General features: G+C 49.1%; 12 protein-coding genes. 4 read left to right on the forward strand and 8 right to left on the reverse strand.

What is annotated here, in order from left to right; genetic code table 11:
- Positions 1-59 precede the first annotated feature (59 nt).
- The 3 genes from pncB (at position 60) to asd (ending at position 3,119) form a co-directional block, all read left to right on the forward strand.
- Positions 60-1,259, forward strand: coding sequence for a nicotinate phosphoribosyltransferase (pncB, locus tag FTU86_RS03540; protein WP_087662325.1), 1,200 nt, complete (start codon positions 60-62; stop codon positions 1,257-1,259).
- A 169-nt stretch (positions 1,260-1,428) separates the two neighbouring features.
- The gene (locus FTU86_RS03545; protein ID WP_005180899.1) at positions 1,429-2,271 is read left to right on the forward strand and encodes a sulfurtransferase; all 843 of its coding nucleotides are present in this window, start codon (positions 1,429-1,431) and stop codon (positions 2,269-2,271) included.
- Complete coding sequence (gene asd / locus FTU86_RS03550) at positions 2,268-3,119, forward strand: archaetidylserine decarboxylase (RefSeq protein ID WP_005180897.1); 852 nt, start codon at positions 2,268-2,270, stop codon at positions 3,117-3,119. Before FTU86_RS03545 ends, asd begins: the two co-directional genes overlap by 4 nt.
- Before the next feature lie 61 nt (positions 3,120-3,180).
- On the opposite strand, the gene phoR is transcribed toward asd, so the two are convergent.
- From phoR to FTU86_RS03565, 3 genes are all read right to left on the reverse strand, one after another.
- Positions 3,181-4,536, reverse strand: a complete 1,356-nt coding sequence (phoR, locus tag FTU86_RS03555) for a phosphate regulon sensor histidine kinase PhoR (RefSeq protein ID WP_016658705.1) — start codon at positions 4,534-4,536, stop codon at positions 3,181-3,183.
- 9 nt (positions 4,537-4,545) lie between these two features.
- On the reverse strand, positions 4,546-5,256 hold the full coding sequence (phoB, locus tag FTU86_RS03560; RefSeq protein WP_005180894.1) for a phosphate regulon transcriptional regulator PhoB: 711 nt from the start codon (positions 5,254-5,256) through the stop codon (positions 4,546-4,548).
- Positions 5,257-5,479: 223 nt separating this feature from the next.
- Complete coding sequence (locus tag FTU86_RS03565; protein WP_180048316.1) at positions 5,480-6,181, reverse strand: TetR/AcrR family transcriptional regulator; 702 nt, start codon at positions 6,179-6,181, stop codon at positions 5,480-5,482.
- A 215-nt stretch (positions 6,182-6,396) separates the two neighbouring features.
- On the opposite strand from FTU86_RS03565, the gene FTU86_RS03570 reads away from it, so the two are divergent.
- Positions 6,397-7,236 carry an SDR family oxidoreductase gene (locus FTU86_RS03570; protein ID WP_016658706.1) on the forward strand — a complete coding sequence of 280 codons (840 nt, stop codon included), beginning with the start codon at positions 6,397-6,399 and terminating at the stop codon, positions 7,234-7,236.
- A gap of 329 nt (positions 7,237-7,565) precedes the next feature.
- Here the strand turns inward: FTU86_RS03570 and FTU86_RS03575 are convergent, their stop codons facing one another.
- The 5 genes from FTU86_RS03575 to FTU86_RS03595 form a co-directional block, all read right to left on the reverse strand.
- Positions 7,566-8,933 (reverse strand): MATE family efflux transporter, encoded by a 1,368-nt coding sequence (locus FTU86_RS03575; RefSeq protein WP_005180888.1) that lies wholly within the window; start codon positions 8,931-8,933, stop codon positions 7,566-7,568.
- Positions 8,934-9,046: 113 nt separating this feature from the next.
- Positions 9,047-10,201: a methionine aminotransferase gene (locus FTU86_RS03580; protein WP_180048317.1), complete on the reverse strand. Its 1,155-nt coding sequence runs from the start codon at positions 10,199-10,201 to the stop codon at positions 9,047-9,049.
- An 86-nt stretch (positions 10,202-10,287) separates the two neighbouring features.
- Positions 10,288-11,592, reverse strand: a complete 1,305-nt coding sequence (locus FTU86_RS03585; protein WP_016658710.1) for a DUF445 domain-containing protein — start codon at positions 11,590-11,592, stop codon at positions 10,288-10,290.
- A gap of 10 nt (positions 11,593-11,602) precedes the next feature.
- On the reverse strand, positions 11,603-12,157 hold the full coding sequence (locus FTU86_RS03590; protein WP_005180882.1) for a hypothetical protein: 555 nt from the start codon (positions 12,155-12,157) through the stop codon (positions 11,603-11,605).
- Between the two features lie 49 nt (positions 12,158-12,206).
- Positions 12,207-12,746, reverse strand: coding sequence for a DUF924 family protein (locus tag FTU86_RS03595; RefSeq protein ID WP_104513168.1), 540 nt, complete (start codon positions 12,744-12,746; stop codon positions 12,207-12,209).
- Between the last annotated feature and the right edge of the window lie 206 nt (positions 12,747-12,952).

Consider the following 12,952-nt stretch of genomic DNA (forward strand, 5'->3'; position numbering starts at 1 on the left):
ATATTGCAGGGCTTTTTATGCTTTAATGCAAAGATAAGCACAGCGATATTTCCTAAGTTATGGCACCAATCATCCACTCTTTGCTTGATACCGACTTGTACAAATTTACCATGCTACAGGTGGTCTTACATAAATTCCCGCAAACCCACAGTGTCTATCATTTCCGCTGCCGTAATCTGGAAGATACGGTCTATCCACTGGCGGATATTCTGGATGATTTAAATGCACAGCTGGATCATTTGTGCCGCCTGAAATTTAGCGAAGATGAACTGCAGTATTTGCGCAGTTTACGCTTTATCAAAAGCGACTTTGTCGATTATCTGGAACTGTTCCAGCTCAAGCGCCGTTTTATTCGTGCCGGCATCGACAGTGAAGGGCGTCTGGATATTGTGGTAGAAGGCCCGATGGTTCAGGCCATGATGTTCGAGATTTTTGTGCTGGCCATTGTCAATGAGCTGTATTTCAGCCGTATTCGCAGTGACGAGGTGCTGGCCGAAGGTGAACGCCGTCTACAGGCCAAAGTGGCCTTGGTGCAGCAATATGCCGCCGAGCAGAATCCGGAAGATCCGCCATTTCTGGTTTCGGATTTTGGTACACGCCGCCGTTACAGCTTTGCCTGGCAAAAGCATGTGGTGCAGCAGATTAATGCCGCCGCGCCGGGTGTATTCCGCGGCACCAGCAATGTGCTGCTGGCCAAACAGCTTGGCATTACTCCCATTGGCACCATGGCGCATGAATTTTTACAGGCCTTTCAGGCGCTGGATGTGCGTTTGCGCGACTTCCAGAAAGCGGCACTGGAAACCTGGGTACAGGAATATCGGGGTGACTTGGGGATTGCCCTGACCGATGTGGTCGGGATGGATGCCTTCTTGCGTGATTTTGACCTGTATTTTGCCAAACTGTTTGATGGCCTGCGCCATGACAGTGGCGATCCGTATAGCTGGGGCGACAAAGCCTATGCCCATTATAAAAAGCTGAAAATTGACAGCAAAACCAAGATGCTGACCTTTAGTGATGGCCTGACCCTGGAAAAAGCCTGGGCGCTACACAACTACTTTAAAGACCGCTTTCAGGTCAGTTTCGGGATTGGCACCAACCTAACCAATGATATGGGACAAACTCCGCTGAATATTGTGTTAAAGCTGGTGGAATGTAACCGTCAGTCGGTGGCCAAAATTTCCGACAGTCCGGGCAAAACCATGACCGACAACGACACCTTCCTCGCTTATTTGCGTCAGGTGTTTGATATTCAGGAATAAGCAAAAATACAGGCCAGGTCCAGTGCAAAGGCTGGACCTCGTCCTCTCCCTGCTGGCGGGTTGACCTCTATCCATTTTTCTGCGCAAGGAATGCAGAAATTCAGGATAATCCTAAAAATGACTTGTGCTAACATCAGGGACAAGGATAGTGATAAAACATACAACCACGATGAATGATGCCACGATCAATTTCGGTCTGTTGATTGAAGCCGAAGACCTGGTGCCCTATTTAGGCAGTGAAAAATTACGTATTGTCGATTTAAGCCGCAACTCGGTCTATGAACAGCTGCATATTCCACATGCGCTACATGTAAAGCCAAAACTATTGCTGCGTCAGGAAGAGTATGCTTCGGGCTTATTGCCGGAGCAGGACGGCCTGGAAGAACTGATCCGCTATTTAAATATTTCCCCTGAGCATCATGTGGTGGCCTATGACGATGAAGGCGGAGCCTGGGCCGGGCGTTTGCTGTGGAATTTACATTGTTTAGGTTTTGAAAACACTAGCCTGCTCAATGGCGGGATTCATGCCTGGCTGGCGGCCGGTCTGCCGACCTCGTCGGAGCTGCCGAGCTTTGCGCCGGTTGAGCATTTGGTGCCGGTACAGCTGAATGATCAGTATCAAATTCAATATGATGCGTTATTAGAGCAGGTACAAAGTGCTGAACTGCAACTCTGGGATTGCCGCACTGCAGAAGAATATAGCGGACAGCGACTGGCGGCGCGACGCGGCGGTCACATGCCGGGCGCCCGACATTTCGAGTGGAGTACTGCCCTTGACCGCGAAAATCATTTAAAATTGCATCCGCTAGAACGCACGCAGCAACGTCTGGAACAACTTGGCTTTGATTTAAGCCAACCGGTGGTGGTGTACTGCCAGTCTCATCATCGTTCCGGTCTGGCCTATATTCTGGGCCGTTTACTGGGTTGGCCAATCCGGGCGTATGCAGGTGCGTGGAGTGAATGGGGCAATCGCCTCGACAGTCCTATCATTACCGGAGAGTTGCCGTCTTGAGCCTCACATCTCGTTTAAAAAAACAATTATTTATTCAGGCCCAGCGCGTGGTACCCCAGCACCAGTTGTCTCGTGTGGTGGGTAAAATTGCTGCCAGTGAACACCCGATGGTGAAAAACGCAGTAATTCAGGCATTTAAAATGCAGTACGGAATTGATATGTCGATTGCCGAGCAAGGCAATGCCCTGAAATTCAAATCCTTTAATGAATTCTTTACCCGTGCCTTAAAAGATGGGGTGCGTGTGGTCGATGCCGATCCGAACAGCATTGTTTCTCCGGCTGATGGTGCGATTTCCCAGCTGGGTAAAATTGAAGATGGTGCAATTTTTCAGGCCAAAGGCCAGAACTTTACGGTTGAAAACCTGATTGCCGATCCACAGCTGGCCGAGCCGTTTAAAAATGGCCAGTTTGCCACTGTGTATTTATCACCGCGGGATTATCACCGGGTGCATATGCCATTTGCCGGTACCTTAACTGAAACTCTGTATGTACCGGGCGAGCTGTTTTCAGTGAACCAGACCACGGCAGAACATATTCCGGGACTGTTTGCCCGTAATGAACGCATGGTCTGCCTGTTTGATACCGAGATGGGCCGGATGGCGGTGGTGCTGGTGGGTGCCATGATTGTGGCCGGTATTGAAACGGTTGCCACCGGCAAGGTCAAACCATCGGGCCGTTTGGAGCTGAACCAGCATGACCTGTTCCTGGAAAAAGGCGCCGAATTAGGCCGTTTCTATCTCGGTTCTACCGCAGTGATTTTATTTGAACAGGATAAAATGCAGTGGGATGCGCAGTATCAGGCCAATTCTCTGGTGGAAATGGGCAAAGCCATGGGTCATCGCCTCTAAGCTATTTGTATTGAAATGAGAAATGCCCGGATTAATCCGGGCATTTTTATGGGTATTCGGTTTAAAGGCTATACAGCCGTTCTTTGGGAAAGACGGCCTTAAAGGTCGAGCCGCTATTTTCTTTGGACTCGACTTCTAAATGGGCATTGTGCTGCATCAAGACATGCTTGACGATGGCCAGCCCTAAACCGGTACCGCCGGTCTGACGGCTACGCGCGCTATCTACCCGATAAAAACGTTCGGTCAGACGCGGCAGGTGTTTCGGATCAATGCCGATGCCGGTGTCCTGCACACTAAAATAGCCATGCTCGCCATCATCATGCCAGCCAATGGTAATGGTGCCGCCTTTCGGGGTGTATTTGATGGCGTTGGTAATTAAATTGCTAAAGGCACTGGCCAGTTCCATATCGGAGCCAATCAGGTCGCAATGACTGTCGATATCCAGATTCAGGGTATGGCCATAATCAATATTGTAGGCATGCGCATCATCAAACAGCTGGTTCATCAGACTTGGCATGTCAATAATCTGGTTTTTAGCAATGGTCTTTTCATTTTCCAGACGCGATAGCAGCAGCAGGTCATTGACCAGCGCATTCATACGCCGGGTTTGCGACTGCATCTGTTCAAAGGCACGTTTCCAGCGCGGATTCATGTCTTCTTGGTCGGTAAAGGTTTCAATATAGCCACTCAGTACGGTCAGCGGGGTGCGTAATTCGTGCGAGATATTGTCGACAAAGTCTTTGCGCATCTGTTCCAGATTGTGCATCCGGGTCATGTCATGTGCCACCAGCAGGCGGCTTTCGCCACCAAAGCGGGTCATTTTGACCTGCACATAGTGTTCATCCAGCACGGTCGATTTGATTTTCAAGCCATCTGGTGCCTGATCAATATGATGAAAATATTCAATAAATGCCGGTTGGCGCAAAATGGTTAAAATATTGCGACCACGATCCAGTGGCTGAATGCCGAGCAGGCGCTCTGCTGCCGGGTTCCACCATTCGATCTGATGGTTATCATCAATCAGCACTACCGCTTCGGCCAGGGCCACTAGTGACGACTGAGCGCGGTCAATCAGCCCGACCATTTCGGCCTGGACAATACGTTCCTGACGCTGCGAGCGGTAGACATTAAATAATAAAGCCCCCCAAATGCCATGCAAATTGGGGGGAACATCATAGGGACGGTTGGCAATCCAGTCATTGACCAGATAGAGGGAGCGCATTTGGGTGGCGAAAAACGCCAGAAAGCCAATAAAAATACAGATCCAGAACTGTTCGATCCCGAGACCAATAAAACCTGCAATTACTAAAAAAAAGATCAGTAAACGGAGATCTTGTTTGGCAAAAGTCCACAAACTGCTGTAACGGACATTCTTGTGGTCACGGGCCAGTTCGGGGACAGGGTATGGTTCATACATAAAAAGCGATTAACCTAAGGCGACATCCGCACGGGTTGAGAAACGGTATCCAGTGCCACGAACCGTTTGTACAAAGCGGTCTGCGCCAAATGGCTCCAGCACCTTGCGTAAACGACGAATATGCACATCAATGGTACGATCCTCAATATATACGTTGCCACCCCAGACCTGGTCAAGTAGTTGTGCACGGGTATAGGCACGTTCCGGATGCGTCATAAAGAAGGCCAAAAGACGATATTCGGTTGGACCCATGTCCAGAATGTTGTCGCCAAAGCTGACGCGCTGGCTGACCGGATCTAGAATCAGGCCGTTGGCATCAATGGTTTTTTCACCATTCAGGGCATTGGCACGGCGCAGTACGGCTTTGATGCGTGATACCAGCTCACGGGTAGAAAACGGTTTGGTCATGTAGTCGTCGGCACCGGCATCCAGACCCTGAACCTTGTGGTCTTCTTCACCGCGTGCAGTCAGCATGATCACCGGAATTTCCGCCAGGTTTTCATCACGTTTTAAACGACGACATAAATCAACACCGCTGACACCGCCAGGCATCATCCAGTCCAGCAAAATCAGTGCCGGGCGTTGATCGACGATCATCTGATGCGCCTGTTTGGCATCTTCGGCCTGTAAGCAATGAAAGCCGGCCATATCCAATGAGGTATGGATCATCTCTCGGATTGGAAGTTCATCATCGACAATTAAAATGTAGTCATCTTTCACAACGCAATACCCTATAAGTGAACGGTGAACCGTTTATATTTATGACAGGCTTATTACAAAGATTAATTATGACAGTATCATTGCAGAAAGGGCAGACAGCGCTATTTTCGCAATGTTTTGTGACAATTTTTTGTACAGAATGGGCTGAATCCGGAATTCATTTAAAAAAATTTAAATAAAAGATTCAAATATTTAATTTTTCTTGCAGTTTGATGACAGGGATTCAGGCTTTTTTGCTACTTTCTGGCTCCGCTTCGGAAAAATGTTCGAGCAGGGAAATGAACACCACGCTACAGGCGCTGAGCACTTCATCCATTGACTGCTTAAAGCCGCTCATGACCCAGCGGATGGCAATTTGGGTGACATAACCGTTCAGGCCGCTGGCAATTAATGACAGTTCGCGTTCTGAATGCTGCAGGTTTGGCATCATTAGCATGACAAAGGCCTGAATCATGCGGTCAAAGCGCGCCATGCTTTCCTGAATGGTGGCCTGGTTGTGCAGTTCCTGTACCAGCATGGCATCAATATAAATAATCCGAGCCATCTGCGGGTTGTCTTTGAGCGTAGTCAGCAGGGCAGTTAAACCGGCTTCAATCATTTTTTGCGGATTGGTCGAGGCCTGCATGATGGCCTGCATCACATTGTGTTGCAGTGCATCAATCAGCTGTAAAAAAATGGTCTGGAACAGGTCTTCACTTTTTTTGAAGGATTCGTAGAAATAGCGCTCGGTGAGTTTGGCCTCGGTACAAATATCTTTCACCGTGACCGCAAAAAAACCATGCGTGCCATAGGCGTGCAGGCCGGCTTCAATCAGTTTTTCCCGGCGTAGCTGTTTGCGCTCGCTCAGCGATAATCCTTTAAATTGGCGCTCTTTATTTTGGGTATTCTGCACATTTGGGGGAGCGGGGTGTTGTGCTTCGGTCATAGTAAAAAGGCCAGTTCACATCCTATATTGCTATAGATTAACAAGATTTTGCGCTAAGTGCGAAGTTTGGCATTCAGATTTGAACGCAGCAGACAGAAATCTGCGGGCTTTTGCGTTGACAATGATTATTGTCAAAATTATATTTGAGTGGTGAAATTGAAGTGCGCTGCCGTGCCTGAGGGACGCAGCCAGACCATCCATAAAAAGGAAGCGGAATGAAAAATTTTAAAAATAAAGTCGCGGCGATTACCGGAGCAGGTTCAGGCATTGGCCAGCAGCTGGCCGTCTTATTGGCCCAGCAGGGCTGTCATTTGTCTTTAAGTGATGTCAATGAAGAAGGCCTGGCTAAAACCAAAGCCTTGCTGAGTGATTATAACGTGCGAGTGACCACGGCGCAGGTGGATGTGGCAGATCGGGCGGCTATGAAGCACTGGGCTGAACAGACCGTGCAGGATCATGGCTCAGTCAATATGATTTTTAACAATGCCGGGGTGGCCTTAGGATCGACCGTTGAAGGCGCCTCTTACGAAGACCTGGAGTGGATTGTCGGGATTAATTTCTGGGGCGTGGTGCATGGCACCAAAGAATTTTTGCCGTATATCAAACAGACTGGTGATGGCCATATTGTCAATATTTCCAGCCTGTTCGGGATTACTGCGCAGCCGACCCAATCGGCCTATAACGCGACCAAATTTGCGGTACGTGGTTATACCGAGTCGTTACGTCAGGAACTGGATATCCAGAACTGTGGCGTGAGTGCGCTGTGTGTGCATCCGGGCGGGATTCGGACCAATATTGCCAACGCCGCGAAAATGAATGACAGTCTGAGCAGTCTGGGCATGAATTCAGAAAAGTCGATACGCTCTTTTAATAAATTATTGCGTTATCCGGCAGAGCATGCGGCACGCGATATTCTGGATGCGGTTTTAAAAGATAAACGCCGTTTGTTGATTGGTAATGATGCCAAAGCCATTGATTTAATTCAGCGGATTGTCCCTAGTGGCTATCAGCGGGTGATGGCGGTGGCGACCCAGCTGGGCAAAGGCCGTAAATGAATTGTATTTGAAAGAAGCCTGCGCTAAGCGGGCTTTTTTGTGGCTGTTCAGCACATTTCATTTTTTATTTATCTGAAATTCAGAATAAAACTGTCAAGTTTTTGACAGATTTGAATAAGTCGTTTTGACATCATCAGCTCATCCCGAGTGGAAACCTTTAAAAACATCAAAAGAGAAATGAAGGAAATTTAACATGAGCTATGACTATCAACATATTCAGGTCAAACCGATTAATGGCCGTATTGGCGCTGAGATTCAGGGTATTCAATTATCTTCGCAATTGGCACAAGCGGTGATTCAGGAAATTAATCAGGCGCTATCTCCTGCCCTCAAATCAACACCTCAATGGTCTTTTTCTTCCAGACAAACTGATAATACAGGCCTTGTAAAATACACAGACTGACAAAGGCCAGCGCATAGGCATACCAGATGCCTTGTAATCCCCACCACTGACTGAACAGATAAGCACACGGCACTTCAATCAGCAAAATTGCCAGCACATTAATAATCATTGGCACCGTGACAGTCCCGCTGGCGCGCATAATCGAAGCGAAAATGGCACTGGCCCCAAAGAACAAAATTGACCACAGCACAATAAACAGCAGCTGCTGGCCCAACTCGACCACCTGCGGGTCGGTAATAAACAGCGCCATTAAATATTTCGAGAATAAATAGGCCAGTACCACCAGCATCCCGGTAATCATCAGGTTCATACCCAAAGCAGTACGTGTGACTTTGGCCAGTAAATCGGATTTGCCGGCCCCAATCGCCTGTGCACCAAAAATAGAGGCGGCAATGGCAATCGACAGCGCCGGAAACTGAATATAGTTCAGCACCTGATTCACCGCACCATAAGCCGCTGTGGCTTCAGCGCCATAACGGTTGACCAGCCCGACAATCACCAGCCCCGCCACCGACGTGGTGACCATCTGAATGCCGGTCGGAATGCCCAGACGTAAAATAATCTTGCTCAAGATCGGTTGATGGCGAATATTTTTCAGCAATTGCCAATCCGGTCGTAGCGGATGGTTTTTCTTGTTCAGATACACCGCCAGAAAAATCAGCACCGCCAGATAACCAATAATGGTGGCAATGGCCGGAGCAATAATCCCCAGACGTGGAAAACCAAAATAGCCGGCAATTAGCACCGGGGTAATAAACAGCCCGATCAGGCTGGTCATGCCTAAGGCAATTAGGGGGGTAATACTGTCGCCCACGCCGCGTAAAATAGAGGTGTAAATAATATAGACAAACAGCAGCGGACTGCCGGCCAGCATCCATTGCACATAGGGCAACGACAGATGCATCACCTGCGGATCGGTACCTAAGGCTAGCAGAATGGATTTGGCGAAAATCACGCCTAAAATTGCAATGATGGTACCGCCAATCAGGGTCATAAACAGGGTCGAGCCGACCACACAACGCACTTTTTCAATATTCTGCGCGCCCCAGGCTTGGCCAACCAGCACGGTTGAACCCGCGGAAAGCCCGATCACAAAGGCCATCAAACAGAACAGAATCGGGAAAAATACCGCCACTGCTGCAATGGCATCGACACCCATCATCTGGCCAACAAAGACGGTGTTGATGGTGCCAGACAGGTTTTGCAGAATATTGGTGGCAATCAGCGGCAGCAGGAAAATCAGGAAGGTTTTCCAGAGCTTGTGTTGATTCACCAAAGGTTGATGCTGCGGCATGAGCAATCCTGTAACCGGTTTATGATCGTGTGCATGAATGGCTTTACCCTAGCATGAGCCTGTAGCAAAAAGCCTTAGCAATTGCGTAACTTAGCTGATCTTACGTACTCATGTTAACAGGCCGAGAAAATCTCTGCGGCCCGATCCAGCGTCTCATCTTTTTTGGCAAAACAGACCCGAATCAGGCGTAAATCATCCGGCGGGGTCTGATAAAAAGCAGAAATCGGAATCGCCACAATCTTGTGCTGCTCGGCCAGATACTGGCACATCTGCAGATCGTTTAAATCCGGGCGGATGGCGCGATAGTCCAGATTCTGGAAATAGGTGCCTTGCGCGGGAATCCACTGAAAACGGGAGTGCTGGATACCGGCCTGAAAGCGGTCGCGTTTGGCCTGATAGAACGCGGCCAGTTCAGCAATATGTTCCGGATGCTGTTGCAAAAATTGTGCCAGCGCGACTTGCACCGGGGTCACACCACAGAAATTGGCAAACTGATAAACCTGCCGGAACAACTGCATCAAAGCCGGTGAAGCCATGCAATAACCGGTTTTCCAGCCGGTGACATGAAAAGTTTTACCAAAAGAACCAATCACAAAACTGCGCTCGTGCAGGGCTGGAAAATCAAGCGCTGAATAATGCTGCTGGCCGTCATAGACCAGATGTTCATAGACTTCATCGGACAGTACGACAATATTGCGATCCTGAATCAGCTCAATCAGGGTCTGCCAGTCCGCGGCTGACCACAGCGTACCGCTCGGGTTATGCGGGGTATTGACGATGATCATGCGGGTACGATCATGAATGGCATCTTTGACCTGATTCCAGTCGACCTGAAAATGGGGCGGCTGCAAGGCCAGATGGATAGCTTTCCCGCCGGCCAGTTGCACGGTGGGTGCATAACTGTCATAGCTGGGATCAAAAATAATCACTTCATCCCCGGCCTGCACTACTGCCTGAATGGCACAGAAAATGGCAATGGTCGCGCCGGCGGTAATGCTGATTTCGGTGTGAGGATCAAACGAACGGCCGGTCTGTTGCTGCTTTTGCGTGGCCAGCTGTTCTCTGAGCAATAACAGCCCATCGCCGGGTGGATACTGGTTCTGGCCCTCTCGTGTCGCCTGACACAGGGCCTCCAGCAGGGCCGGTGGCGCTGGAAAATCGGGGAAACCCTGTGACACATTCAGGGCATTCAGGCGCTGAGCCAGGGTGGTCATGACACTAAAAATGGTCACGCCAAGCGCAGGAAGTTTAGATTGAAGTTCAAGCATGACCATTGACTACCGTTATTGTGTATGCACATCGCATGATAAGCCGCCATCCGCCAGCAATTGAAGCAGTGGGCGAAAAAACTGAATTAAATCAATTCGACCAGCGCCCGGATAATCCCCAGTGCCAGACCAATAAAGGCCCCCACCACCACGCCATTGACCCGGATCATATGCAGGTCGCCGCCGACTTCGTTTTCAATTTTGCCAATCATCTCGCGTGAATCCCATTCATGAATCCGCTCGCTAATAAAACGGATCACTTTTTCACTGTACTGGTCAGAGAGATTGACGGCGATGCCGCTCATTTTGTCATTCAGCAACTGGCGTACGGCGCCGTTACTGATAATGTTCTCACCGACCTGCTGAATGGCCACGCGCAGGTTTTCCGCAATACCGGAATCGGGTTTTTCCAGATCTGCCCGGATTGCATCACACAGAATCACCACCGCACCACTAATAAAATTCAGCACTTGCGGACTGTCCAGCAGGGCATTTTTGGTCTGGTTTAAACGCTGACTGGCGGCACTGTCCTGATCGGCCAGCTGTTGCATCAGCTGATGTGCCATATCTTCCACTTTTTGTCGCCACGGATGATCGGGATCGGCCAGCATTGAATCGACCCGTTCCAGTAAAGAGTCGATGGTGCGCTGCTGTACGTCAATACCAATCCAGCTGGCACCTCTGGCCAGACGCCACACGCCCAGTTCTTTAAACAGGGTGCGGGTCAGCTCGCGGGTTTCTTCCGGATGTTGCAGCATCCAGTCATGTGCCAGATCCAGCCCGCGTTGCAGCACATCCTGATGGAAATCATTTTCCAGCACCGCGCGCAGCATTTCACTGGCCAGATAATTAATGTCAGTATTTTTGACCCATTGCACGCTGTTGTTCTGGATAAAGCGGCCAATCTGTTCCTGCCCGACAAATTCAAAAATCTTCGGTACGGTCTGTTGAATCAGCTGGCTGACCTGCTGGTTGTTCTGTGGATTGGCCAGCCATTTACCCACGGCCAGCGATACATCGGTATTGTGCAGGCTGCGCTGTACAATTTGCGGTGACAGGAAATTTTCCTGAACAAAACGTCCCATCGATTCGGCAATACGGTCTTTGTTGCGCGGAATAATTTCAGTATGGTCCCGCAGAAACTTGGGAATGGGCAGCCGGCCAAAGGGATTACGAAACAGCACGGTAATCGCATACCAGTCAGCCAGCCCCCCGACCACGCCAGCTTCGGCTGACAGCATCAGAATATGAATCAGCCAGATATAGTCAGGCAGCAGTTTGGCCAGCACCATTAAACAGATCCAGGCCAGCACGGCCGTGATCAGGGCCATGGTAGCAAAACGCTTGCTGCGTTGCAGGTTTGGAGAAGTCGGTGCTGGCGCTGTCTGCATGCATGTTTCCCTAGTTTGAAGTGGCTACCGGTGGCTGTAACACCTGACCGCCTGGACTGAGCCCGTATTTTCCACCCAGTGACTGCAAGATCAGGCGAGCATCAAAGGCATCACTTGGGGCACTTTTTTGATCTTTATAACATTGAATCGTATAGGAAACCTGAATCGGGTCAACATTAATGACCTGCGGGTAGTCATAAAATGGGTCAGGCCAGAAAGCCGGATGGCGACGGTAATAGCCATACGGATAAAAGCTCGGTGCCGGATAGACCACAGCCTGACGCGGTGGCTGCTGGCTGCGGTTACTTGGATCATCCAGCACTTTAAAGAAGGTATGGCCCTGTTGCAGCGTGGTTTGCGCAGCTTTGACCAGGGTAATTTCTTCGGCGGTGCCAAAGCTCATGTTGGGACGGGCCTGAAAACTGATGCGATAGGTCTGGCTGTTCAGCGGCGTCACCGAATATTGACCCAGCTGGTCAAAGGTCAGCGGCTTGGATGGTGTGGTGGCACAGCCGCCCAGCAGCAGACTGAGCCCGAGGCCTAAACCAAGAATTAGATGTTTCATGCTGTTCTCCTGTGAAGATACTGCAAGGGGAGAATGAACCGCGTTTTAATTAAAAACTGCTATTGGGTTGGGTCAGGAACTCCAATTCTTCTGCGCTTGATTGGCGTCCCAATATTTGATTGCGATGTGGATAACGTCCAAAACGGTCAATAATCACTTTATGTTTCAGTTCATAGCCCAACACGGTGGGGTCATTCAAACTTTCAAACAACGTTAATGCGACTTCGTGAATACGTTTGGATTCACTGTGCATAAACGGCATATATAGAAAACGACGTTCGGTTGGGTTTAAGTCCTGATCCAATTTTAAGTGAATCATTTCTTGTGCCAACACCAAGGCCATTCCATCTTGGGCAAAGGCACGCGGGTCATTACGGTATAAATTACGTGATAATTGATCTAAAACAATGATTTCAGCCAAACGACCTGCGGGTGTTTCGCGCCATGTCCATAGTTCTCCTTGTGCCGCTTGTTGCAGTACATCGGTAAATTTTTCTGCAAGCACGGCATCAAACTCTGCGCTTTTGACAAACCAGTTCGGTTCCGCAGCAGGAGAAAACCAAAAATCTAAAAAATCCTGATAATTCATACGCTTTATTATTTACCTCTGTTCTTTTGATTATAAAATCACAAATTTCACATGTCTTATAGAGCAACTTTGTGATAAAAAATTGCCAAAAATAAAGTTGTGGGTTTGTTTGAAAACTATACAGGATGTAATGTGCCGGCACTAAATCGCGTTATACTGATATAAACCGATGATTTTCTTTAGTAGTTTTTTGCGATAAGCGAGAT

The organism is Acinetobacter sp. YH12155 (assembly GCF_013418255.1).
Classification (GTDB): domain Bacteria; phylum Pseudomonadota; class Gammaproteobacteria; order Pseudomonadales; family Moraxellaceae; genus Acinetobacter; species Acinetobacter indicus.

What these genes read in the sequence shown, in the direction of transcription:
- FTU86_RS03545 (WP_005180899.1), top strand. Translation starts at nt 1,429, where the DNA reads ATGAATGATGCCACGATCAATTTCGGTCTGTTGATTGAAGCCGAAGAC.
- FTU86_RS03570 (WP_016658706.1), top strand. Translation starts at nt 6,397, where the DNA reads ATGAAAAATTTTAAAAATAAAGTCGCGGCGATTACCGGAGCAGGTTCA.
- FTU86_RS03565 (WP_180048316.1), bottom strand. Translation starts at nt 6,181, where the DNA reads ATGACCGAAGCACAACACCCCGCTCCCCCAAATGTGCAGAATACCCAA.
- pncB (WP_087662325.1), top strand. Translation starts at nt 60, where the DNA reads ATGGCACCAATCATCCACTCTTTGCTTGATACCGACTTGTACAAATTT.
- FTU86_RS03575 (WP_005180888.1), bottom strand. Translation starts at nt 8,933, where the DNA reads ATGCCGCAGCATCAACCTTTGGTGAATCAACACAAGCTCTGGAAAACC.
- FTU86_RS03580 (WP_180048317.1), bottom strand. Translation starts at nt 10,201, where the DNA reads ATGCTTGAACTTCAATCTAAACTTCCTGCGCTTGGCGTGACCATTTTT.
- FTU86_RS03585 (WP_016658710.1), bottom strand. Translation starts at nt 11,592, where the DNA reads ATGCAGACAGCGCCAGCACCGACTTCTCCAAACCTGCAACGCAGCAAG.
- FTU86_RS03590 (WP_005180882.1), bottom strand. Translation starts at nt 12,157, where the DNA reads ATGAAACATCTAATTCTTGGTTTAGGCCTCGGGCTCAGTCTGCTGCTG.
- FTU86_RS03595 (WP_104513168.1), bottom strand. Translation starts at nt 12,746, where the DNA reads ATGAATTATCAGGATTTTTTAGATTTTTGGTTTTCTCCTGCTGCGGAA.
- phoR (WP_016658705.1), bottom strand. Translation starts at nt 4,536, where the DNA reads ATGTATGAACCATACCCTGTCCCCGAACTGGCCCGTGACCACAAGAAT.